19 protein-coding genes and 1 pseudogene are annotated in these 22,230 nt (G+C 68.4%); 11 read left to right on the forward strand and 9 right to left on the reverse strand.

Going from position 1 to position 22,230, the window contains the following annotated elements:
• The first annotated feature begins 82 nt into the window (after positions 1–82).
• The 4 genes from B1818_RS12495 (at position 83) to B1818_RS12510 (ending at position 3,251) form a co-directional block, all read left to right on the forward strand.
• Positions 83–1,456, forward strand: coding sequence for an MFS transporter (locus B1818_RS12495; RefSeq protein WP_058252136.1), 1,374 nt, complete (start codon positions 83–85; stop codon positions 1,454–1,456).
• Positions 1,453–2,217, forward strand: a complete 765-nt coding sequence (locus B1818_RS12500; protein WP_058252137.1) for an SDR family NAD(P)-dependent oxidoreductase — start codon at positions 1,453–1,455, stop codon at positions 2,215–2,217. Before B1818_RS12495 ends, B1818_RS12500 begins: the two co-directional genes overlap by 4 nt.
• A gap of 27 nt (positions 2,218–2,244) precedes the next feature.
• Positions 2,245–2,982: an SDR family NAD(P)-dependent oxidoreductase gene (locus B1818_RS12505; protein WP_078112927.1), complete on the forward strand. Its 738-nt coding sequence runs from the start codon at positions 2,245–2,247 to the stop codon at positions 2,980–2,982.
• An 86-nt stretch (positions 2,983–3,068) separates the two neighbouring features.
• Positions 3,069–3,251, forward strand: coding sequence for a hypothetical protein (locus B1818_RS12510; protein WP_065632750.1), 183 nt, complete (start codon positions 3,069–3,071; stop codon positions 3,249–3,251).
• 71 nt (positions 3,252–3,322) lie between these two features.
• Here the strand turns inward: B1818_RS12510 and B1818_RS12515 are convergent, their stop codons facing one another.
• From B1818_RS12515 to B1818_RS12530, 4 genes are all read right to left on the reverse strand, one after another.
• Positions 3,323–4,174 (reverse strand): alpha/beta fold hydrolase, encoded by an 852-nt coding sequence (locus tag B1818_RS12515; RefSeq protein ID WP_078112928.1) that lies wholly within the window; start codon positions 4,172–4,174, stop codon positions 3,323–3,325.
• 172 nt (positions 4,175–4,346) lie between these two features.
• Positions 4,347–5,360 carry a ketol-acid reductoisomerase gene (gene ilvC / locus B1818_RS12520; protein ID WP_058252140.1) on the reverse strand — a complete coding sequence of 338 codons (1,014 nt, stop codon included), beginning with the start codon at positions 5,358–5,360 and terminating at the stop codon, positions 4,347–4,349.
• Positions 5,361–5,479: 119 nt separating this feature from the next.
• Entirely contained in the window at positions 5,480–5,983 is a 504-nt protein-coding gene (gene ilvN / locus B1818_RS12525) for an acetolactate synthase small subunit (RefSeq protein ID WP_058252141.1), read from the reverse strand.
• Positions 5,980–7,944, reverse strand: coding sequence for an acetolactate synthase large subunit (locus B1818_RS12530; protein WP_058252142.1), 1,965 nt, complete (start codon positions 7,942–7,944; stop codon positions 5,980–5,982). The genes ilvN and B1818_RS12530 overlap by 4 nt, the downstream gene beginning before the upstream one ends.
• A gap of 347 nt (positions 7,945–8,291) precedes the next feature.
• On the opposite strand from B1818_RS12530, the gene B1818_RS12535 reads away from it, so the two are divergent.
• The 3 genes and pseudogenes from B1818_RS12535 (at position 8,292) to ilvD (ending at position 12,276) form a co-directional block, all read left to right on the forward strand.
• Positions 8,292–8,747 carry a PH domain-containing protein gene (locus B1818_RS12535; RefSeq protein ID WP_078112929.1) on the forward strand — a complete coding sequence of 152 codons (456 nt, stop codon included), beginning with the start codon at positions 8,292–8,294 and terminating at the stop codon, positions 8,745–8,747.
• A gap of 64 nt (positions 8,748–8,811) precedes the next feature.
• Positions 8,812–10,157: pseudogene (gene mgtE, locus B1818_RS12540) on the forward strand (magnesium transporter).
• Positions 10,158–10,431: 274 nt separating this feature from the next.
• The gene (ilvD, locus tag B1818_RS12545; protein WP_078112930.1) at positions 10,432–12,276 is read left to right on the forward strand and encodes a dihydroxy-acid dehydratase; all 1,845 of its coding nucleotides are present in this window, start codon (positions 10,432–10,434) and stop codon (positions 12,274–12,276) included.
• A 68-nt stretch (positions 12,277–12,344) separates the two neighbouring features.
• Here the strand turns inward: ilvD and B1818_RS12550 are convergent, their stop codons facing one another.
• Positions 12,345–13,559, reverse strand: coding sequence for a DoxX family protein (locus B1818_RS12550; protein ID WP_078112931.1), 1,215 nt, complete (start codon positions 13,557–13,559; stop codon positions 12,345–12,347).
• 198 nt (positions 13,560–13,757) lie between these two features.
• Here B1818_RS12550 and B1818_RS12555 point away from each other — a divergent pair, with 198 nt between their 5' ends.
• Positions 13,758–14,861, forward strand: coding sequence for a PQQ-dependent sugar dehydrogenase (locus B1818_RS12555; RefSeq protein ID WP_058252196.1), 1,104 nt, complete (start codon positions 13,758–13,760; stop codon positions 14,859–14,861).
• Positions 14,862–15,156: 295 nt separating this feature from the next.
• Here the strand turns inward: B1818_RS12555 and gatB are convergent, their stop codons facing one another.
• Positions 15,157–16,662 (reverse strand): Asp-tRNA(Asn)/Glu-tRNA(Gln) amidotransferase subunit GatB, encoded by a 1,506-nt coding sequence (gene gatB / locus B1818_RS12560; RefSeq protein ID WP_078112932.1) that lies wholly within the window; start codon positions 16,660–16,662, stop codon positions 15,157–15,159.
• Between the two features lie 131 nt (positions 16,663–16,793).
• Here gatB and B1818_RS12565 point away from each other — a divergent pair, with 131 nt between their 5' ends.
• Positions 16,794–17,027: a PspC domain-containing protein gene (locus B1818_RS12565; RefSeq protein WP_058252197.1), complete on the forward strand. Its 234-nt coding sequence runs from the start codon at positions 16,794–16,796 to the stop codon at positions 17,025–17,027.
• 14 nt (positions 17,028–17,041) lie between these two features.
• On the opposite strand, the gene B1818_RS12570 is transcribed toward B1818_RS12565, so the two are convergent.
• The 3 genes from B1818_RS12570 to B1818_RS12580 all read right to left on the reverse strand — a co-directional run bounded on the left by B1818_RS12570 (position 17,042) and on the right by B1818_RS12580 (position 20,118).
• Complete coding sequence (locus tag B1818_RS12570; RefSeq protein ID WP_078112933.1) at positions 17,042–18,076, reverse strand: 6-phosphofructokinase; 1,035 nt, start codon at positions 18,074–18,076, stop codon at positions 17,042–17,044.
• Positions 18,077–18,165: 89 nt separating this feature from the next.
• Entirely contained in the window at positions 18,166–18,816 is a 651-nt protein-coding gene (locus B1818_RS12575; protein ID WP_058252149.1) for a response regulator transcription factor, read from the reverse strand.
• A gap of 9 nt (positions 18,817–18,825) precedes the next feature.
• Positions 18,826–20,118, reverse strand: a complete 1,293-nt coding sequence (locus tag B1818_RS12580; protein WP_058252150.1) for a sensor histidine kinase — start codon at positions 20,116–20,118, stop codon at positions 18,826–18,828.
• Between the two features lie 165 nt (positions 20,119–20,283).
• On the opposite strand from B1818_RS12580, the gene B1818_RS12585 reads away from it, so the two are divergent.
• Together B1818_RS12585 and B1818_RS12590 are read left to right on the forward strand one after the other, a co-directional pair.
• On the forward strand, positions 20,284–20,985 hold the full coding sequence (locus B1818_RS12585) for a hypothetical protein (protein ID WP_231742435.1): 702 nt from the start codon (positions 20,284–20,286) through the stop codon (positions 20,983–20,985).
• On the forward strand, positions 20,982–22,229 hold the full coding sequence (locus B1818_RS12590) for an alpha/beta-hydrolase family protein (RefSeq protein ID WP_058252152.1): 1,248 nt from the start codon (positions 20,982–20,984) through the stop codon (positions 22,227–22,229). Before B1818_RS12585 ends, B1818_RS12590 begins: the two co-directional genes overlap by 4 nt.
• Position 22,230 lies beyond the last annotated feature (1 nt).

The raw sequence follows: 22,230 nt of genomic DNA on the forward strand, positions 1-22,230 counted from the left end.
CGACTGCCGCACCGCCCATTCCCCTATGCCGACCCGATGACGCGCCGGCTTCGCACATCCCACTGAGCAAGAGAGCACAACCATGTCTCAATCCACCACCCCACCCCCGGGGCTGCGTCGTGTCACCGGCAAGGAGACCCGACGCGCGTCCGGAATCGCGTTCTTCGCCTGGACGATCGCGGTGTACGACTTCATCCTGTTCGGCACGTTGCTCCCGCGGATCGAGGAGTCGTTCGGCTGGTCGACCAGTCACGCACTCCTGGTCTCCACCCTGGTGAGCGTCGGCACCGCGATCGTGGTCCTCCTCGTGGGTCCCATGGTCGACAAGCTCGGACGTCGCAAGGGCATGATCATCTCGGTCGGCGGTACCGCGGCGTCGTCGGCGGCCACGGCGGCGACGTTCGGCGCGACCTCGCTGATCGGCGTCCGCGCGATCAGTGGCCTCGGCCTCGCCGAGCAGTCGGTCAACGCCACGTATCTCAACGAGCTCTACGAGCTGACCGAGGACGAGAAGATCAAGAAGCGTCGTGGGTTCGTCTACTCGATGGTCCAGACCGGTTGGCCGGCCGGCGCATTGCTCGCGGCCGGATTCGTCGCCATCGTGACGGCCATCTTCGGCGCGGACTCCTGGCGGATCGCGTTCCTGCTGGCCACCATTCCCGCGGTCATCGTCGCCCTCGTGTGCCGCACCCTCAAGGAGAGCCCGCAATTCGAGGCGCAGCACGCGGTCAAGCAACTCCGCAAGGCCGGAAAGCACGACGAGGCGGAGGCCCTCGCGGCCGCGACCGCCACGGTCGAGCAGACCTCGGCACCCTTCAAACGGATCTTCACCGGCAAGCACCTGCGCAACACGGTCGTGTTGTCCCTGGCCTGGCTGCTCAACTGGTTCGCGATCCAGACCTTCTCGGTCCTGGGTACCACGGTGCTGGAGAAGGGTAAGGGGATCGACGCCTCGAGCACCCTCATCCTCGTGGTGCTGTCGAATCTGGTCGCGGTCGCGGGTTACCTCGCGCACGGCTGGGCCGGCGACCGATTCGGGCGGCGCAACACCATTGCCGTCGGCTGGTTGCTCTCGGGTCTGTTCTTCGGCGCGATGCTGCTCGGACCGTCGAGTCAGATCTTCGTGCTCGTGACCTACATGATGGGCCTGTTCTTCCTCCTCGGCCCGTACGCCGCCATCATGTTCTTCCAGGCGGAGTGCTTCGACACCGATTGTCGCGCAACGGGAAGTGCCTTCATCGGCGCGATGTCGCAACCCGGAGCGATCATCTCGGGCTTCATCCTGACCGGTCTCACCGCGGCATCGGTCGGTTACTCGACCGCCGCGCTCTGGGTCGGTGCGCTCGGCGCCATCGCGTCGGCGGTGATCGTGCTCGGCGCACGCAAGGTCGCCGACACGCCGCCGCAGGCCGGTGTGCCCGCGGGCCCCACGACGACGGCAGGAGCACAGGCATGACCGACCCGGCCGTCGCCATGATCACCGGCGCCGCTTCGGGCATCGGCGCCGCCACCGCGGTCTGCCTGGCCGAACGAGGCGTGCGCGTGGGGATCGGGACATTCCCGGGCGACCCGCACGATCCGGAGACGACGCTGCGGGACGTCAGCGACGCCGGTGGACAGGGGCGGATCGTCGAGGTCGACGTGCGCTCGACCGAGTCGGTGGACGCCTTCGCCGCGGACCTCGTGTCGGCGTGGGGACGGCTCGACATCGCGGTCGCGAACGCGGGAATCCTCCGCGAGGCCTCGTTCGATTCCATCACCGACGAACAATGGCACGACATGATGGCCGTCGACCTGCATGGCGTCATGCGGACGGCTCGCGCCGGACTGCGCCACATGACCGAAGGCGGATCGGTGACCGTGATCTCGTCGATCGCCGGCGGTGTCTACGGCTGGCAGAACCACGCCCACTACGCGACGGCCAAAGCCGGGATCATCGGTCTGGCTCGAAGTCTCGCCGTCGAATACGGGCCCCGGGGCATCCGCGCGAACGCCATCATCCCCGGCCTCATCCGAACTCCGCAGTCGAGTGACGCCGTCAATTCGCTCGGCCCCGAGGGCTTGGACCGGGCAGGGGGTTACATCCCCTGGGGTCGGGTCGGCCATCCACGGGAGGTAGCCGAGGTGATCGCCTTCCTCTCGAGTCCGCAGGCCTCCTATGTCAGCGGTCAGGCGATCGTCGTCGACGGCGCACTGACCACCGCTATGCGCGACTGAACAACGGGCTGAAAGAGAGGATCTGACATGACCGGAATTCTCCGGGACCGGCGCGCTCTGGTCACCGGCGCGGCGTCGGGAATCGGGCGTGCGATCGCGTCGGCCTATCTCGCCGAGGGCGCCACTGTGACGCTTGCGGATCGCGATCATCGGGTGACCGCAGTCGCCGACGAGGTCGGCGCCCGGCGCGGGGTCGTTCTGGATGCGACATCCGAGCCCGAGGTCGATGCGCTGGTCGCGCGGATGGTCGACGAGGACGGTGGACTCGACATCCTCGTCTGCTCACACGGCATCCTCACCCAGTCGCCGACCGTGGACATGTCCACCGAGATGTGGCGCGAGACCATCGACATCGATCTCACCAGCGTCTTCTTGTGCAACCGGGCGGCGCTGCGGCCGATGTTGGCCCAGGGCGCCGGGCGCATCATCAACGTGGCCTCGCAGCTGGGTATCAAAGGCGGTGTCTCGCTGGCGCATTACGCCGCGGCGAAGGCTGGCGTGATCGCGATGACGAAGTCGATCTCGCTCGAGACCGCGGGACGTGGCGTGCTCGTGAACGCCATCGCACCCGGTCCGATCGACACCCCCATGGTCGAGGGCATCGACGACGGGTGGAAGCGAGACAAGCGCGCCGAACTCCCCCTCGGACGGTTCGGCCGGCCCGAGGAGATCGCACCGGCAGCCGTGCTCCTCGCCTCCGATCCGGGTGGCAACCTGTTCGTCGGGCAGGTACTCGGCCCCAATTCCGGCGACGTGATGCCCTGATGTGCGGAGGTTGCGCAGGCGCACCGCCGGATTGGGCCGCGGAGTTCGTGTCCGGGCCTCGCCGGCGTGCGGACGTGGCCCGGCGGATGTCGGAGCTGCTGCGCCGCGACCATGTTCGGGCCATCCCCTCGGGATGGGTGGTCAGCGCCCCCACCGGTTCCGCGGTGGTGTGTCGCACCTACGACGAACTCGTCGACATCGTCTCCCGGCGGTCCGGACTCGAGACTGCCCACGTACGGGAACGGGGTCTGCCTGCACACGCCATGTGACGATCACGATCACCGCCGCGGCTACCGGAGAACTTCCGGCAGCCGCGGCGTCGTCGGTGAGGTCACCGCGGTCACGTCACCGCCCCGAGCCAGTCCTCGATCGCCCGGGTGACCGCTGCCGTCGCCTCCAGCGGTGCGAGATGTCCGACACCGTCGAGGATCACGGGGTCGCGGCGGTCGGGCAGGAGGTCTCGTAGCTGCGTGGCCTGCTCGACGGGAATCCACGGATCGTCGGCGCCCCAGCCGATCCGTGTCGGGCACCGCACCTGCGCCAGGCGTTCCGCGACGGGTCTGGTGTGCTCCGGCCGCAATGCCGCGATCTGACGATAGAACCCACCTTTGCCGGCCCCGCCGAGCCACGGACGAGTCAGCTCGTCGAGGTCATCGTCGGTCAGGCGATGCCGCGCGGCACCGGCGATGTACTCGCGCACCAACGCCGCGTGCAAGGGGTCGGGAAGTTGCTCGAAGACCTCGGTGTTGTCGGCGACCAGTCGAAAGAAGGGTGACCCCCACGGATCCAGAGTCACGATGTCCCAGAGGAACAACGACGCGTACTCGCGACCGTGGAGCAGATGCGCACCCAGTGCCACCGCGCCCCCGATGTCGTGTGCGATCACGTGCGGCCGCGTCAGACCCCACTGTGACTGCAGCACAGCGAATCTCGACATCTGGGTCGCCAGATCCACCGGTGCGTCCCTGACCATCGACTGCCCGTATCCGGGCATGTCCCACAGGAAGACCCGGCGACCGAGGCCGATCTGTTGCGCCACGCCTGCCCACACGTACGCCGACCACGGGGTCCCGTGGCACACCACCACATCGATGTCGGTGTGCCCCGCCGGCTCGAGAACATATGTCGCAAAACGCTCCCCGTCGACGTCGACATAGACCGGCGGCGGCAGAACGATCCCTTGGCTGTCCACCAGGTCGACACTAAACCCGTCGAGCCGAACCCACCCTTTTTCGGTATTTCCTCACCCCGCGACCCCGGTGGGTTTACCGAAAAGGGGTGGGTGTGCGGAGACGCAAGCGGGTCCGCACCACATCGGTGCGGACCCGCTGTCGGCGCTGCGTTCAGCGCAATACCGCTGCGACTCAGGCGGTCTCGGTGATCGGACGATCAACCCAGCTCATCAGGTCGCGCAGCTTCTTGCCGGTGACCTCGATCGGGTGCTCGGCGTTCTCCTTGCGCAGGCCCTCGAGCTCCTTGTTGCCGCCCTCGACGTTGGCGACGAGGCGCTTGACGAAGGTGCCGTCCTGGATGTCGGTGAGGATGCCGCGCATGCGCTCCTTGGTGTCGGCGTCGATGACCCGCGGGCCCGACACGTAGCCGCCGAACTCGGCGGTGTCGGAGACCGAGTAGTTCATGCGCGCGATGCCGCCCTCGTACATGAGGTCGACGATCAGCTTGAGCTCGTGCAGCACCTCGAAGTAGGCCATCTCGGGGGCGTAACCCGCCTCGACCATGACCTCGAAGCCGGTCTTGACCAGTTCCTCGGTGCCGCCGCACAGCACGGCCTGCTCGCCGAAGAGGTCGGTCTCGGTCTCTTCCTTGAAGGTGGTCTTGATGATTCCGGCACGACCACCGCCGATGGCGCTGGCGTAGCTCAGTGCGAGCGCCTGGCCCTCGCCCTTGGGGTCCTGGTGGACGGCGATGAGCGCGGGAACGCCCTTGCCGTCGACGAACTGGCGGCGCACGAGGTGGCCGGGGCCCTTCGGGGCGACCATCGCGACGGTCACGTTCTCCGGCGCCTTGATGAGGCCGAAGTGGATGTTGAGACCGTGGCCGAAGAACAGCGCGTTGCCGTCCTGCAGGTTCGGCTCGATGTCCTCGGTGAAGATCTTCGCCTGCGAGGTGTCGGGCGCCAGCACCATGATCACGTCGGCCCAGGCGGCGGCCTCGGATGCGGTGAGCACCTTGAGGCCCTGCTCCTCGGCCTTGGCCTTCGACTTGGAGCCCTCACGCAGACCGATCACGACGTCGACGCCGGAATCGCGCAGCGACAGCGAATGCGCATGGCCCTGGCTGCCGTAGCCGATCACCGCGACCTTGCGACCCTGGATGATCGACAGATCCGCGTCGTCGTCGTAGAACAGTTCGATGGCCACTATGTTTCCCTTCGATATGTGGTGTCCCTGGCGGATTCTGAAGAATCCGTCGGGATTCGTAATTCCCTTGTCGCTCCTCGCCGATGCTCAGATGAGCGCGACGACAGCGGGATTCTCTGTCAGCGGTTGGCCGACATGCTCTTCGGTCCCCGACCGAGGGTCACCGCGCCCGATTGCGCGATCTCCCGGATTCCATACGGATCGAGCATCCGCAGAAGTGCTTCGAGCTTTTCCGACGTGCCGGTGGCCTCGATCGTCAGCGACTCGGGCGAGACGTCGATCACCTTGGCGCGGAACAGGTTCACCACCTCGATGACCTCGGTGCGCACCGTCGAATCCGACCGCACCTTGACCATCATCAGCTCGCGCGAGACCGAGCTCGCCGGGTCCTGCTCGACGATCTTGATCACGTTGATCAACTTGTTGAGCTGCTTGGTGACCTGCTCGAGGGGGAAGTCCTCCACCGAGACCATGATGGTCATCCGCGAGATGCCCTTGAGCTCGGTGGGGCCCACGGCGAGTGACTCGATGTTGAATCCGCGCCGCGAGAACAGCGCCGAGATCCGCGCGAGGACGCCGGGTCGGTCTTCGACCAGGACACTGAGGGTATGGGTGGTGCTCACTGCTCGTCCTTCTGGTTTGCGCGATCGGCCGGCGCGTTGTCGACCGTTTGATGGCCATCCATCGCCTGGTGGATCTCCACCGGACCCGACGCCGACTCGTCGTCGTCGAACAGCGGCCGGATGTCGCGGGCGGCCATGATCTCGTCGTTGCCGGTACCGGCGGCGACCATCGGCCACACCTGGGCGTCCTTGCCGACGATGAAGTCGATGACCACCGGGCGGTCGTTGATCTCCCGCGCCTTCGCGATCACCTCGTCGACGTCTTCCTCGCGCTCGACGCGGAAGGCCACGCAGCCCAGCGCCTCCGAGAGCTTGACGAAGTCGGGGATCATCCGCGAGTGCGTCGACAGATCGGTGTTCGAGTAACGCTCTTCGTAGAACAGCGTCTGCCACTGACGGACCATGCCCAGGTTGCCGTTGTTGATCAGCGCCACCTTGATCGGGATGCCCTCGATCGCGCAGGTGGCGAGTTCCTGGTTGGTCATCTGGAAACAGCCGTCACCGTCGATCGCCCAGACCTCGGCGTCGGGGTCGGCGGCCTTGGCGCCCATGGCGGCGGGCACCGCGTAGCCCATCGTGCCCAGACCACCGGAGTTGAGCCAGGTGCGCGGCTTCTCGTAGGAGATGAACTGTGCGGCCCACATCTGGTGCTGGCCGACACCGGCGCAGTACACCGCGTCCGGGCCGGCGGCCTTGCCGAGGGCCTGGATGACGAACTCCGGCGACATCGAGCCGTCGGTCTGACGGTCGTAGCTCAGCGGATAGGTCCGACGCAGGTTGTCGAGGTAGGACCACCACTGCGAGATGTCGGGCGTCGAGCCGCTCGTCGCCCGCTCCTCGCGCAGCGCCTCGGTGAGCTCGGCGATGACCGCCTTGCAGTCACCGACGATCGGCACGTCGACGGGCCGGTTCTTGCCGATCTCGGCGGGGTCGATGTCGGCATGGATGACCTTGGCGTTCGGCGCGAACGACGACAACTGTCCGGTGACCCGGTCATCGAAGCGTGCGCCGAGGGTGATCAGCAGGTCGCTGCGCTGCAGGCCCGCGACCGCCGCCACCGTGCCGTGCATGCCGGGCATGCCCAGGTGCAGCTGGTGGCTGTCGGGGAACGCGCCGCGCGCCATCAGCGTGGTGACCACCGGGATGCCGGTCAGCTCGGCCAGTTCCAGCAGCTCGGCCGACGCGTTCGCCTTGATGACACCGCCGCCGACGTAGAGCACCGGCGACTTCGCGGCGTTGATCATGCGGGCCGCCTCGCGAACCTGCTTGCCGTGCGGCTTGGTCACCGGACGGTAGCCGGGCAGGTCGATCTGCGGCGGCCAGGAGAACGTGGTCTGGGCCTGCAAGATGTCTTTGGGGATGTCGACCAGGACCGCGCCGGGACGACCGCTCTCGGCGATGTGGAACGCCTCGGCGATGGTCTTCGGGATGTCGATCGCCCGGCTGACCAGGAAGTTGTGCTTGGTGACGGGCATCGTGATACCCGAGATGTCGGCTTCCTGGAACGCATCGGTGCCGATGAGCGCGCGACCGACCTGGCCGGTGATCGCGACGACCGGCACCGAGTCCATCTGGGCGTCGGCCAGCGGGGTCACCAGGTTGGTGGCACCGGGACCGGACGTGGCCATCATGACGCCGGCCCGTCCGGCGACCTGGGCGTACCCGGTCGCGGCGTGACCTGCGCCCTGCTCGTGACGGACGAGGACGTGGCGGACCTTCTGCGAGTCCAACAGCGGGTCGTAGACCGGCAGGACCGCGCCACCCGGAATGCCGAAGACGACCTCGACACCGAGCTCCTCGAGGGAACGAACCACAGACTGGGCGCCGCTGACACGCTCGGGAGCAACGGTGTGCTGGGTTACCGCACGGAGGTTGCCCGCCGCCGGAGACTGCTGCCGCAGTCCTGCGTTGCGCGTCGGCTCGTTGCGGCCGGCGTCGGTGCGTGCTGTTGGTGCGCTCACTGCACGATCCTCATCTTGGTTGTGGAATCCGATATCGGTGATGGAAGTACCTGGCATGAAAAAACCCCCGACAGCTTCCGCTGTTCGAGGGTGGCGCGTCGATGCCGGTTGGGGGTCTGCGAGGTGACCGGTCAGGCGAAGACGCGCCAGCCGATTACTACGAGGATCCCGTTCTGCATCACGGGTTCACGGTAGGACTGTGTTCGCTTCTGAGTCAAACTCCGGACCATACCGTCTCACCATCTGGGAAATCACTGGTCGGGTCGGTTGTCTGCGCACCTCGATGTCGGCGCGGCACGACGAACCCGTCGACGAGGGACCTCGGGGCCGGTTGGCACAATGGAACGGTGCCGACTGATTCCACCGACCCCGTAGACCCGAAGACCAGCGCGACCCCTGCCGACGACGTCGCATTCGACTATCCGGTGACGTTCCGTATCAATCGGACCGCCTACTTCACGGTCCCGATGGCCGCTCTGGTGGTCGTGCTCCTGGTCGGCGCCTCCCCGTGGTTTGCCTTCGCCCTGATCGTCCCGGTCCTGGTCTGGCTGTGGATCCACCGGTTGCGGACCGTGGTCACCGAGAACGGACTCACCTCGGTGCGGATGTTCTCGACCACCGAGATCGCCTGGTCCGACATCGCCGGACTGCAGTTCCCGAAGTGGAGTTCGGTGCGTGCAGTCCTGACAGATGGCAGTCGATTTCGTCTGCCGGCCATCGGCTTCCGCGATCTTCCCGCGTTGTCGCTCGTCAGTGGTGGCCGCATCCCGGACCCCTTCGAGGCGGCGCGTTCCGCCGAGTAGGCGTCGCGCCCGGACGGCACCCGTCCGGTGACCCTCACCTCGCGCCCGGCGATAGAGTGCGGCCGTGGAGCACACCCGAACATTCGACGCCGGTGAACTCGACGAACTGATCTCGGCAGGTCGCCTCGCAGACGTCGGGACGACGCTGTCCGCGATGCCCGCGGGCGACATCGCCGCCCTGCTCGACCGGCTCCCCCACAAATCCCGTGGCGTCGCGTTCCGTCTGCTGGCCAAGGACCTCGCGGTGGAGGTGTTCGACGATCTGTCGGCCGGCTCGCAGCGCCGCCTCATCGACGATCTGGGCACCGCGGACGTGGCCGCCGCCTTCGACCACCTCGACCCCGACGATCGCGCCGAGTTGCTGGACGAGTTGCCCGCGGGCGTCGCCAAGTCGCTGATCCAGCAGCTCACCCCGGCCGAACGCGACATGACCGCGGTGGTTCTCGGCTACCCGCGCGGTTCGGTGGGGCGTCGGATGAGTCCCGAGTTCGTCCACGCCCGAGAGGACGAACCGGCCGGCGACGCGTTGGCCCGCGTGCGAGAACGCGGACACGCCGCGGAGACGATGTACACGGTGCCCGTCCTCGACGGCGCTCGCTCGCTATGCGGTGTGGTCAGCCTGCGCGACCTGCTCCTGGCCGACCCGGCCGAACCCGTCCACGACCTGATGAACAAGCCGATGTTCGCTCATGCCGAGGATGACGCCGAGGCCACCGCACAGCGGTGTGTGGACGGGGAATCCTCGCCATGCCAGTCGTCGACAGCGACGGCCGCCTGGTCGGCGTCCTGACCATCGATGACGCCGTCGAGGTCGTCGAGCAGGCCCGCGACACGGACGAGGCGCGTGCCGGAGCGCGCGAACCGCTGCGCGAGCCCTACCTGGTGTCCTCCATCCTGTCGATCACCCGGGCGCAGATCGTGTGGCTGTTCGTCCTCGCGGTGTCGGCGATCCTCACCGTCAACGTGCTGGAGATCTTCGAGGGCACCCTCGAGCAGCGGGTCGCGCTGGCGCTGTTCATCCCGCTGCTCACCGGGATCGGCGGCAACACCGGTTCGCAGGCGGCGACGACCGTGACCCGCGCGCTCGCCACCGACGAGGTCACGCCGCGCGACGTCGCACGCGTCACCGCCAAGGACGTCCGGGTCGGACTGACCATGGGCGCGCTACTCGGACTCGCCGGTTTCGCCGTCGCCGCACTCGTCTACGGTCTCGACATCGGCGCGGTCATCGGACTGACGATCCTGTCGGTGTGCACCCTGGCCGCGACCGTGGGCGGCGTGATGCCGCTGATCGCGAAGTCGATCCGCGTCGACCCCGCGGTGTTCTCCACGCCGTTCATCTCGACGTTCTGCGACGCCACCGGTCTCCTCGTCTACTTCTCGATCGCCAAGGCGGTGCTGGGGATCTGATCCCGACCCACGGGCGGCGGCGGGAAGGTCGTGCCAGAGCCGCCGTCCGAATCGTTTTGTGCCCCCTTGTCACAGCGGAGTAGCCTGCTTCTCGGCGCTCCCTCACGCCCACCCTCAGCGAGGCGGCGCCCGTCAACACAGTTCCGCCCCGGCCACAGCCCGTGGGAACACACCCGGGGTCGCGGTGTTGAGCCGAAGAGTCCGGCGCCGGTCCGTCACCGCACGTCCGATCGCGCCGGGCCCGCCTGAGCCACACGATCGATTCGAGGAACCCATGCCTGCTCTGAGGTCACGTACCACCACCGTCGGCCGCGAAGCCGCCGGCGCCCGCTCCCTGTGGCGCGCCACCGGGATGACCGACGACGACTTCGGCAAGCCGATCGTGGCCATCGCCAACTCGTACACCCAGTTCGTGCCGGGGCATGTGCACCTGAAAGACGTCGGCGACATCGTGGCCGAGGCCGTGCGGGCCGCCGGTGGCGTGCCGCGGGAGTTCCACACCATCGCCGTCGACGACGGCATCGCGATGGGTCACGGCGGCATGCTCTACTCGCTGCCCAGTCGCGAGATCATCGCCGACTCGGTCGAATACATGGTCAACGCCCACACCGCGGACGCGCTGGTGTGTATCTCCAACTGCGACAAGATCACTCCCGGCATGCTCAACGCCGCGATGCGCCTGAACATCCCGACGGTGTTCGTCTCCGGCGGGCCGATGGAAGCCGGCAAGGCAGTCGTCGTCGGCGATGTCGCACATCCGTCGTCGGACCTGATCACCACGATCTCGGCGTCGGCGAACAGCGCTGTCGACGACGCCGGACTCGACGAGGTCGAGCGGTCGGCGTGCCCCACGTGCGGTTCGTGCTCGGGCATGTTCACGGCCAACTCGATGAACTGCCTCACCGAGGCTCTCGGACTGGCACTGCCAGGCAACGGCTCGACGCTGGCCACCCACGAGGCCCGCCGCGCCCTGTTCGCGCGCGCCGGCACGGTCGTCGTCGATGCGGCGACACGTTGGTATCGCGACGACGACGCATCGGTGCTGCCGCGGAACATCGCCACGCCGACCGCGTTTCGCAACGCGATGGCCCTCGACGTCGCGATGGGCGGTTCGACCAACACCGTCCTGCACATCCTCGCCGCCGCGCAGGAAGGGGAGGTCGCCGATTTCGACCTCGGGGTCATCGACGAGATCAGCCGCAACGTGCCGTGTCTGTCGAAGGTCTCGCCGAATTCGGACTACCACATGGAGGACGTCCACCGGGCCGGCGGAATCCCGGCGATCCTCGGAGAACTGCGCCGCGCGGGCCTGCTCGACGACACCGCGTCGACCGTGTACACCCCGACCATGGCCCAGGCGCTCGACGACTGGGACATCCGCGGCGGCAAGGCGATCGACGAGGCCGTCGAGCTCTTCCACGCCGCACCGGGCGGCGTCCGCACCACCACTCCGTTCTCGACGTCGAACCGGTGGAGTTCGCTCGACACCGATGCCGCGGGCGGTTGCATCCGCGACCTCGAGCACGCCTACACCGTCGAGGGCGGTCTGTGCGTGCTGCGCGGCAACCTCGCCCCCGACGGCGCTGTCCTGAAGACCGCGGGCATCGACGAGGACCTGTGGCACTTCGAAGGGCCGGCCCGTGTCGTCGAGAGCCAGGAAGACGCCGTCCAGGTCATCCTCTCCAAGACCATCCAGGCCGGCGAGGTCCTCGTCGTGCGGTACGAGGGTCCCGCGGGCGGCCCCGGCATGCAGGAGATGCTGCATCCGACGGCCTTCATGAAGGGCACCGGGATGGGCAAGAAGTGCGCCCTCATCACCGACGGCCGGTTCTCCGGCGGGTCGTCGGGCCTCTCGGTCGGTCACATGTCCCCCGAAGCCGCGTCGGGTGGTGCCATCGGACTCGTCGAGGACGGCGACCCGATCCTCATCGACGTCAAGACCCGCCGCCTCGAGGTCCTGGTCGACGACGAGGTGCTCGCCGAGCGGCGCGCCAAGATGGAGGCCTCCGAACGGCCATGGCAGCCGAAGGATCGTCAGCGCACGGTGACCACCGCACTGCGCGCGTACGCCAAGCTCGCGACGTCTGCCGACCGCGGCGCGGTGCGTCAGGTCGACTGACTACTCAGCACAGAGTGCGGGGACGTATCGGATTCCGATACGTCCCCGCGTTCTGTGTCGGTGCCGACTCAGATGAGCGGGTTGCTCCCGTTGGCCAGGACCCAGACGGCGACAGCTGCCGCCACGCCGACGATGAGCCAGAGGAACGAGCCGACGAACGGCCGTCGCGCCCAACCCCGTGGATAGTCGAGTGAGTACAGACCCGGGCCGGTCAGGATGACGACCGCCGCGGCCACCGCGAGGAAGAGCTCGAACTCGACCCCGCCGGCGGCGGCGAAGAACGAGAAGCCATCGGCCATCGACATCTTGTAGGCCGCGGCGACGAGCATGGTGCCGAGGATCGCCGACGCCCCGATCGGGGTCAGCAGTCCGAGGATCACCATCAGTCCACCGATCGTCTCCGAGAGCGCACCGACGATCGCGAGGATCTGGGCGTAGTCGGCGGTGAAGCCGGCGTCGACGAGCATGGACTCGAAGCCGCTCAGCTGCGGACCGTTCCACAACCCGAAGAGCTTCTGCAGGCCGTGCGCACCGACCAGGCCGCCGAGTGCAACACGCAACAGCAGCAAACCCAGGTCGATGGTGCCGCGTCGCGATTTCGCGAGCGCGTCCTCGAGGTCGTCGTCGACCGCGACATCGCGACGATCATCGGTGTCGTCGTCGGTTCGGCGCCGCCCGAACCGACGTCGACCGCGCGGCTCGTCGTCAAGTACTTCGGTGTCGGACGCGGCGTCGTGCGCTCGGGCGCGGGAGATCAGATCGTCGTCGTCATCGACGAAGTCATAGCGCGCGGTGCCGACCGGCGGCAGGGCGGGCTCCGGGGTGGTGACCGCGTCGTCGGCGGTCTGCACACGCACGGGGCCGGGCTGTTTGGCGAACTGCACGGTCTCGAAGTCGTCATCGGACGATGCACCCGTTCCGGCGCCGGGCCCCGCGGTCGTCGCGGCCGGTCGCGTCGGCGCCGGACCGGACCGAGGAGCCGCGGGCGGACCAGCGGCGACCGAACGGGTCTCGACGTCGCCGGGATCGAGGTCGTCGAGATCGTCCACCCGGGAGTAGGGGGCCGGCGACCGCCGGGCGTGCCGGTTGTAGAAGTCGTCGCGGTCGGTCACCGCGGGTGGCGTCGGCGGGCCGGCGTCGGGACGCGAACTGCCCGCCCCGGGTCCCGTGCCGGGTGCGCCGGTCGCGCCGCCCGGGACCGGGATCTGTCCGGTCGGTTCGTCGTAGGGGCTCGTCGCCGGTGTGTCGCGCTCGCTGGTGCCCGACGTGTCGCGTTCGCTCACACGCCCGACTCTAGAGGCTCGCGGACTGCGGTCACCGGACCCCGACGGGGTGAGTCGGGGCACCACGCTCGGGGCACCGTCACCCGGAGCACCATTACTGTGGACGCCATGTGGAAGGGGCGCCCGACGGGCACGCGCGACGATGCCCGGACGAGTTCAGCCGCGACGGCGGACCGCCGGGTGTGGGCCCGGTGGCGAGTGCTGGTGACGGTGCTGACGGCGGTCGTGGTGCTGGTCGGCGGCTGCGCGGACTTCAGCGCCCAGGACAATCAACGCGAGGCGGGTGCGTTCAGCCCGAACAACCGGCCGAGCGGCCAGCCCGAGCCGACGCCACCGCCGGAGACCCCGCGCGAGACGCAACCGCCACCGACCGGCCCGTGCGTCGACCCCGACCCCGCGGTGATCGCGACGTGCCTCGCGTCCACCGGCGGTGTGATGCCCGGCGACGAGCAGGGCGAGGTCACCGTCGTCGCCGAACGCACGACCGGCAAGATCATCACGACCAAACGCTACGGTCCTGCCCGGACCCTGGGAGAGACGCCGGTCGATGCGTCCGGTGACGGCGGTCTGATCGATTTCGCCTACTCCCCCACCTATTCTCAGGACCGGTTGATCTACGCCTACATCACGACCCCCTCGGACAACCGCATCGTCCGCCTGGCACCGGGAGACGTGCCCAAGCCGATCCTGACCGGCATCCCCAAGGGCGCCACCGGGAACATGGGCGCGATGTACTTCCGGTCCCCGACCGAACTCGTCGTCGCCACCGGCAATGCCGGGAATCCCGCGGCCGCGGACGATCCGTCATCCCTCGCGGGCAAGGTACTGCTGGTGACCTCGTTCACCTCTGGCGACGGCCCGCGCCCGGCGATCCTCGCATCCGGTTTCGGTTCGTCGGTGGCGTTGTGTCCCAACGCTTCCACCGGGACGGTCTACGTCGCCGACCAGACGGCCACCGAGGATCGCGTGCAGGTGCTCGAAGAAGGCGGACCCAAGGTGCTGTGGACGTGGCCGGACCGACCACAGATCGCGGGTTGCGGGGTCGCCGGGGGCAGCATCTTCGTCTCGACGACGCGCACCCAACGCATCGAGGCCATCAACGAGCCCACTCGCGAGGAGCCGACGATCACCGCTCCGGCCGTCGTGCTCGACCGGCGGTACGGCGCCCTCGGCCGGATGGCCGCGCTCCCCAACGGGCTGCTGCAGGTGGCGACCGTCAACAAGGAGGTGGGCTCAGCGAAGCCCACCGACGATCGCGTGTTCCGCTTCCTGCCCTCCGGCGGTGGCAACGACCGGACGTGACCGGGACGCGCCCTTCAAGGCTCGTCGACCTCGACGCGCTCCTTCGTCGCTTGCTCGGCCCGGCGGCGTGCGCTCCCCGCACCTCAGTAACTGCGGCCGGGCGGCCGTCGTGGATCGTGAAAGAACACTCTTGAGCGTCCACATCTCTGCTCCCTGAGGTGCGAGCGAAGCGAGCCACGAAGGGCTCCGCAACCTGTCTCACCAGGCCCTTCGTGGCTCGTCGCTGGCGCTCCTCGCACCTCAGGGAGCAATGGTTATGTCGTCTTTCGGATCAGGGAGCAGAGGGGCTGCGCCCTCAGGAACAGGCCGCGATGACGAGTTCTTTGACGCGGGCCGGGTCTGCTTGTCCGCGAGTCGCTTTCATGACGTCTCCGACGATCTTGCCGGCGGCCTGGACCTTCCCGCCGCGGATCTTGTCGGCGATGTCGGGGTTGGCGGCGAGCGCGTCGTCGACGGCCTTCTGGAGCGCGGAATCGTCCCGAACCACCTCGAGGCCGCGGTCGGCGACGATCTGAGCGGGCTCACCCTCACCGTCGAGGACGGCGGTCGCGACCTGCTGCGCCAGCTTGGTCGTGAGTCTGCCCTCGTCGACCAGCCCGATGATCTCGGCGACCTGCGCCGGCGTGATGGACAGGTCGGCGAGTTCGACTCCGCGAGAATTGGCCTGTTGCGCAAGGAAGGACACCCACCAGCCGCGCGCCGCCTCGGGTGCTGCTCCGGCGTCGACGGTGGCGATGATGAGATCGACCGCGCCGACGTTGACGAGGTCACGCATGACCTCGTCGGAGACTCCCCAGTCCTCCTGGATGCGGGCGCGACGTAGCCACGGCAGCTCGGGCAGGTTCGCCCGCAACTCCTCGATCCACGCCGAATCCGGCTGCACCGGAGGCAGATCCGGCTCCGGGAAGTAGCGGTAGTCCTCGGCGGTCTCCTTGCGGCGCCCGGCCGACGTGGTGCCGTCGGTCTCGTGGAAGTGCCGCGTCTCCTGGACGATCTCGCCGCCGGCCTCCAGGATGGCGGCCTGACGGCGCATCTCGTAGCGAACCGCCACCTCGACGCTCTTGAGCGAGTTGACGTTCTTGGTCTCGGTGCGCGTACCGAATTCGGTGGCGTCCTTCGTCTTCAGCGACAGGTTCACATCGCAGCGCATCGACCCCTGGTCCATACGCACGTCCGACACGTCCAGCGACTTGAGCAGGTCGCGCAGCGCCGACACGTAGGCCCGGGCGACCTCGGGCGCGCGTTCCCCCGCGCCCTCGATGGGCCGCGTCACGATCTCGACGAGCGGCACGCCCGCGCGGTTGTAGTCGAGCAGCGAATGACTCGCGCCGTGGATTCGACCCGTCGAGCCGCCGATGTGCAGCGACTTGCCGGTGTCCTCCTCCATGTGGGCGCGCTCGATCTCGACCCGCCAGGTGGTGCCGTCGCCGAGCACGACGTCGAGGAAACCGTCGTAGGCGATCGGCTCGTCGTACTGCGAGATCTGGTAGTTCTTCGGCTGATCCGGGTAGAAGTAGTTCTTCCGCGCGAAGACGCTCGACGGCCGGATGGAGCAGTTCAGCGCGAGGCCGATGCGGATCGCGGACTCGATGGCCTTGGCGTTGGCGACCGGGAGCGAACCCGGCAGTCCGATACACACCGGGCACACCTGGGTGTTCGGGTCGGCGCCGAACTCGGTGGGGCACCCGCAGAACATCTTGGTCGCGGTGCCCAGCTCGACGTGCACCTCGAGACCCATCACCGGATCGAATGCGGCAAGCACCTCGTCGTAGTCCAACAGGTCGACGGCTGCGGAAGTCATAGCGGCCAGTTTATGCGGCGATATCCCAGGGGCACGTTCAGGGTGATCACCGATGCCGGGAGCCGGACCCGCTCGTAGCGTGGATGTCACCGGCGAACGACGCCGGACCACAATCCACACAGGAGGACGAGATGACCACCCCGCAACCCGCCTACAGCGGCCCCCGCCTGATGCGTTCGCGCAGCAACTCGTGGCTGGGCGGTGTCTGCGGTGGTATCGCGCAACGTTGGGGCTGGGATCCGACGCTCATCCGCGTGCTGTTCATCCTGTCGATGCTGCTGCCCGGACCCCAGGTCCTGATCTACCTGGCGCTCTGGATCATCATCCCGCGCGAGCCGGCCGCGACGGTCACCCCGGTGGCCTGACGGCCCGGAGTCGCTCAGCCGAAGATGACCCGGATCTCCTTGTACTGATCCAACGGCACCGTCTTCAGTTCACCGAGTGCCTCGTCGAAGGTGATCCGGGCGATGTCGGTGCCGTGAAGCGCGACCATCTGCCCCCAGCCCTTCTCGGCGACGAGGTCGGCGGTCGCCATCCCCATGCGGGTCGCGAGCACCCGATCGTAGGCCGACGGCACGCCGCCGCGCTGGATGTGGCCGAGGATGGTGGCCCGGGTCTCGATCCCGGTCCGCTCCTCGATGAGCGGGGCGAGCACCTCGGCCACTCCACCGAGTCGGGGGCGGTTGAAACCGTCGAGGCCTTTGGTGGAGTACGCCTCCTTCATCTCCGGGAGCTTGAACCCCTCGGCGACGACGACCATCGGCGAACGCCCGCGCGACTTGACGCTGGTGACCCAGGCACAGATCTGGTCGAGACTCTCGGGGTTCTCCGGGATCAGGATGACATGGGCGCCGCCGGCGATCCCGGAGTGCAGGGCGATCCAGCCGGCATGGCGACCCATGACCTCGAGGACCATGCACCGTTTGTGCGAGTTGCCGGTGGTGCGGAGGCGGTCGATGGCCTCGGTCGCGATCTCCACCGCGGTGTTGAACCCGAAGGTGTAGTCGGTGGCGGCGATGTCGTTGTCGATGGTCTTGGGAACCCCGACGATGTTGATGCCGTCGTCGAACAGCCGCTTCGACGCCGCCGCCGTGCCCTCGCCGCCGATCGCGATCACGCCGTCGATCTCGAGGTTCTTCAGCACCTTCTTGATGTTCTCGGGACCGCCGTCGGGTTCGGAGTAGGGACCGAATCGGCTCGTGCCGAGAATGGTGCCGCCCTGGTTCGACAGGCCGCGGACCGTCGACCGGCTCAATTCGACGATGTCGCCGTAGACCAGTCCGGCCCAGCCGTCCCGGAAGCCGACGAACTCGTGGCCGTACACGGTCTCACCCTTGAGCACTGCGCCGCGGATGACCGCGTTCAGTCCGGGGCAGTCTCCCCCGGACGTCAGAATGCCGAACCTCTTGGCCACTGGTGAGACCACCCTCCCTGTCGTCATCGGTCAACCTGCCCGAGCAACCCCAATCTAGTGCCCCGACGAGCCCGGCGCTGGTCGCGAAATCACTTGATGCCGTTCTCGTAGGCGAACACGACGGCCTGCGCCCGATCCCGGAGCCGGAGTTTGTTCAGGAGACTGCTCACATGGGTCTTCACCGTCTGCTCGGTCACGAACAGGTCCGCGCCGATCTCCGCGTTGGACTTGCCGTCGGCCACCAGGTCGAGCACCTCGCGCTCCCGCGGGGTGAGCGTGTCGAGCTTCTGATCCCGCGCCGGCCGCCGGCGCCTGGCGGTGACCTCGGTGATCAGCCGCCGTGTGATCGACGGTGCCAGCAACGCCTCACCCGCGGCCACGACGCGGACCGCTCGCACCAGCTCTTCGGCGGGCGCATCCTTCAGCAAGAATCCCGATGCCCCTATGCGCAGCGCCTCGTACACGTAGTCGTCGATGTCGAAGGTCGTCAGCATCAACACGCGCGTGGGCGGTTCGGCAGACGACGCGAGGATCTGCTCCGCGGCCCACAGTCCGTCCTTGCGCGGCATCCGCACATCCATCAGCACGACGTCGGGACGCACCCGACGACACACCTCGACGGCCTCGACCCCGTCGGCGGCATCGCCGAGGACCGAGAGGTCGGGTTGCGCGGCGAGCAGCGCCGAAAAGCCCTGACGCACCATGGCCTGGTCATCTGCGATGACTACGGTGATCGGCACGCCGTCACGCTACCGTCGTCGTGACGACGGCTCACCGGAACCCGTGGAGGTCACGATCGGCTCGGGCACGACGACGTCCCGGCGCGGCGTCGCCGGGATGCGAGCGCGTACCGCGAACCCGCCGGTCGATGTGGGGGCGGCGACCAGCGAACCACCCACCGCCTGAGCGCGATCGATCATCCCGGGGATACCCACTCCGCTCCCGCCGATCTGCAATGGTTCAGCGGTCGCGGCCGTGTTGACCACGGCGACGTCGACGAGATCATCGTCCCCGCGCCTCACCTCGACGTCCACGCGCCCGCCGGGGGCATGCCGGGTGGCATTGGCCAGCGACTCCTGCACGATCCGATAGATCACCAGGGCGGCCGATTCACCGACGTCGTCGGCGTCGATGGCCAGGTTCAGCACGACCTCGGCACCCGCGCGGCGTGTCTCGGTGACCAGCGAATCGAGTTCGGCCAGGCCGGGATTGGGTGCCGCCGAAGCATCCGCACCCTCGACGCGCAGGACCCCGAGCAACTGTCGGACCTCGTCGAGGGACGTACGTGCCGCCTCGGCGATGGCGTCGAATTCCGCTGCGGCAGAGGGGCTCACATCCGGCAGGCGATATCTGGCGGTCTGTGACATCACCACCACCATCGACATCCGGTGAGCGACCACATCGTGCAGGTCCCGGGCGATTCGCGCCCGCTCCTGGAGTACGGCTGCCTCGGCTTCGGCGGCCTCGGTCTGCTCGGTGCGCACCGCCAACTGCCGGCGCGAAGCCATCAGTCCGCGCAGCAACGCGACCACGACCGCGAGCACCGAGATCCCGAAGACCCACCCGACGCGCGCGGTCGGTTGCACGGCGAAGGCGATGACGATCGACGTCGAGACCCAGACCACCGGAATCCATCGCAGCGGGCACTTGAGGAAGGCCATGAACGTGAGGACCAGCAGTTCGATCAGGTGGGTGACCTGGATCGTCAGCTCCCACCCGCCCCGGGTCGGGACGACGATGCCGATGAGTTGGGCGGAGACCACCGAGATCGCCCACCCCAGCAACGGGGCCGACCACGCGAGGGCGATCGGCAGGGCCGCGAAGGCAGCGACCACGGGTAGCACGAACACCGGCATCGAGTGGGTGATCGGGAGCGTCGGCCACGCAACCGAGTACATGACCAGCGCCACGAACAGGAAGAACCAGTTGAGGCGCGACGAGAAGTAGTGGCGCACCGCGGGGTCCTGGGCCACCGGGGCGGTCGAGGCCCATTCGAGTGAGGACGCCCCCACCGCGCGGAGCTTCTTGCGGTATCCGAACATGCCCTCACCCTAGGCTCGGCGACCGCTCGAAGACCTCATACTTCCGAGGGAGACGACCCGATACCGTCGTAGCGTTTCGGCGCCGACGAACCGGCCTGGGGACGACCGCGGCCGGTCCCGCGGAGCGATGTGCCGGCCGGATCCGGACTCATAGCGTCGATGCTCATGACCGGATCAGAGAACATCCGAAAGCTTCCGTCGGACAACGTCTTACACCAGCACCGCGATCTCTCCGCAACCACTCGCCGACGACGGTCGCGGTGGTGGGCGGCGATGCTCACCCTGGCCGTACTCGTCACCGGCCAGTGGATCTCGACCGCACACGCCGTCGCAGGCCCGCTCCTCGCAGCATCGAGCCCGGCGGTGACGGCGCCGGCGGCCGATGCGACCAATCCCTACGCGGCCGTGGTCGTCGCCCTCGTGGGACCGCACCCGGCCACCGCACTGGCGTCCCTTCCGCGGTCCTTCGTCGTGGCGCAGGGGTACTCCCCGCGGATCGTCGACGGATACCCGATCGACCCGGATGGGGACTGCTCGTCGCCGGTTCCGTTGCCACCGCACTTCACCCCGCTGTGCCGCACCCACGATCTCGGCTACGACCTGTTGCGGGCGGCGCAGCGAAACGGCAAACCGCTCGGCGCCTGGGCCCGGATCGCGCTGGACCGCATGCTGATCGACCGGATGTACGCCTCCTGCCGGACAGCTGCCTGCACGACTGCCACGCACGGCGCTCGAATCGGGTTGGCGTGGAACACGTGGCGCCAGTACGGCGGCCCCCCGGCCCGGGGCGAGTCGTTGTCGGCCTTGGTCCACACGACCGTCGAGCGTGCCCTGGTCGATCCCGACGAGCGCGAGGTGCGGCGATGACGAAGCACCGAGACGCCCGTTGCCTGCGTGACGGCCCGTTCCGATCGTGGCCGCATCCCGCGATCAGTGTCGCGGTGACCCTCGGTTACCTCATCGCGGTCTATCCGGGCACCCTGCCCCGGGACGCGACGACGACCGCGATCGTGACCGCGGCATTGAGCGCGCTGGGTGCGATCATCGGGATGATCGCCGCCCGGCGCAGTCGGCGACAGCCGGACGACCAGGCACGGCGCGTCGTGTTCGGCTCCTGCCTGGTGATCCTCGGATGCGCGGTCGGCGTGGCGGTCTGGTGGCAGAACCTCATCCGTGCGGCGGTCGACGTCGCACCCCTCGGGCCCGGATGGGTGGCGGCGGCCACGATCCCGCCCGCCGTCCTCGTCCTGGCGATCGTCGCCGTCCCGCGTAGCTGCGCTCTGCTCGCGGCCGGCGCAGTCGCCCTCACGGCGGGACTGCTGGCACCCGCCGACGCCGGCGCCGACGAACAGCCGGTGCCGGCGTCGTCGACGACGGTGGCGACGCATTCGGACGTCCTGGCCCGCGGGGAGCTGAACACCGATGGATTCGACCGCGCCGCTGCACAACTCGTGCGGACGTGGACGCGTTCGGGCGGACTGTCGACACGGGCGGTCGTGGTCGCGGTGCCGACCGGATCGGGATGGATCGACCCGGCAGCTGTCGACGGTTTCGAGAGCCGGTTCGCCGGCGACGTCCGGGTTCTCGCACTCCCCTACGACGACGTGCCGTCGTGGCAGGCCTTCGTGTCCGACCGCTCCCGATCGGCGGACTCGGCGATCGCGGTGGTGTCAGCACTGGCGGCCGTCCTCGACGGTGTTCCCGACCGCGAACGTCCGCGGGTGATCCTCTACGGGCAGAGTCTCGGTGCCGTGGGCGCCGACGCCGCCCGGGTATGGCTGGAGAACGAGCGCCCCGCTCTGCTCGACGAGACCGTGCTGGTCGCGCCGCCGGCGGGCACCGTCGCCCCGGATTCCCGCACCTCGCGAACGGTTCTCGCCAATTCCAGCGACCCCGTCGTGCGCTGGTCACCCGCCGGACTGTGGAGGCCGCACCGCGCGACCGAGGACACCCACATCCGCGGTCCGCGGGTCCCGTCGGCGCCGTGGCTACCCGTGGTCAGTTTCGTACAGACAAGCATCGACCTTCTCGGCGCACTCGACGGTGCGGCCGGGGTCGGCCACCGGTACGGGTCCGAACAGTCCGGACCGCCGCAGCCGATGCGGAATTGAC

This window comes from Gordonia sp. IITR100 (genome assembly GCF_002009645.1).
In the GTDB taxonomy this organism is placed as follows: Bacteria; Actinomycetota; Actinomycetes; order Mycobacteriales; family Mycobacteriaceae; genus Gordonia; species Gordonia hongkongensis.

Coding starts and splice junctions, on each gene's coding strand:
- B1818_RS12495 (WP_058252136.1), top strand. CDS start 83: ATGTCTCAATCCACCACCCCACCCCCGGGGCTGCGTCGTGTCACCGGC.
- B1818_RS12500 (WP_058252137.1), top strand. CDS start 1,453: ATGACCGACCCGGCCGTCGCCATGATCACCGGCGCCGCTTCGGGCATC.
- B1818_RS12505 (WP_078112927.1), top strand. CDS start 2,245: ATGACCGGAATTCTCCGGGACCGGCGCGCTCTGGTCACCGGCGCGGCG.
- B1818_RS12510 (WP_065632750.1), top strand. CDS start 3,069: ATGTCGGAGCTGCTGCGCCGCGACCATGTTCGGGCCATCCCCTCGGGA.
- ilvD (WP_078112930.1), top strand. CDS start 10,432: ATGCCTGCTCTGAGGTCACGTACCACCACCGTCGGCCGCGAAGCCGCC.
- gatB (WP_078112932.1), bottom strand. CDS start 16,662: ATGACTTCCGCAGCCGTCGACCTGTTGGACTACGACGAGGTGCTTGCC.
- B1818_RS12565 (WP_058252197.1), top strand. CDS start 16,794: ATGACCACCCCGCAACCCGCCTACAGCGGCCCCCGCCTGATGCGTTCG.
- B1818_RS12580 (WP_058252150.1), bottom strand. CDS start 20,118: ATGTTCGGATACCGCAAGAAGCTCCGCGCGGTGGGGGCGTCCTCACTC.
- B1818_RS12585 (WP_231742435.1), top strand. CDS start 20,284: ATGACCGGATCAGAGAACATCCGAAAGCTTCCGTCGGACAACGTCTTA.
- B1818_RS12590 (WP_058252152.1), top strand. CDS start 20,982: ATGACGAAGCACCGAGACGCCCGTTGCCTGCGTGACGGCCCGTTCCGA.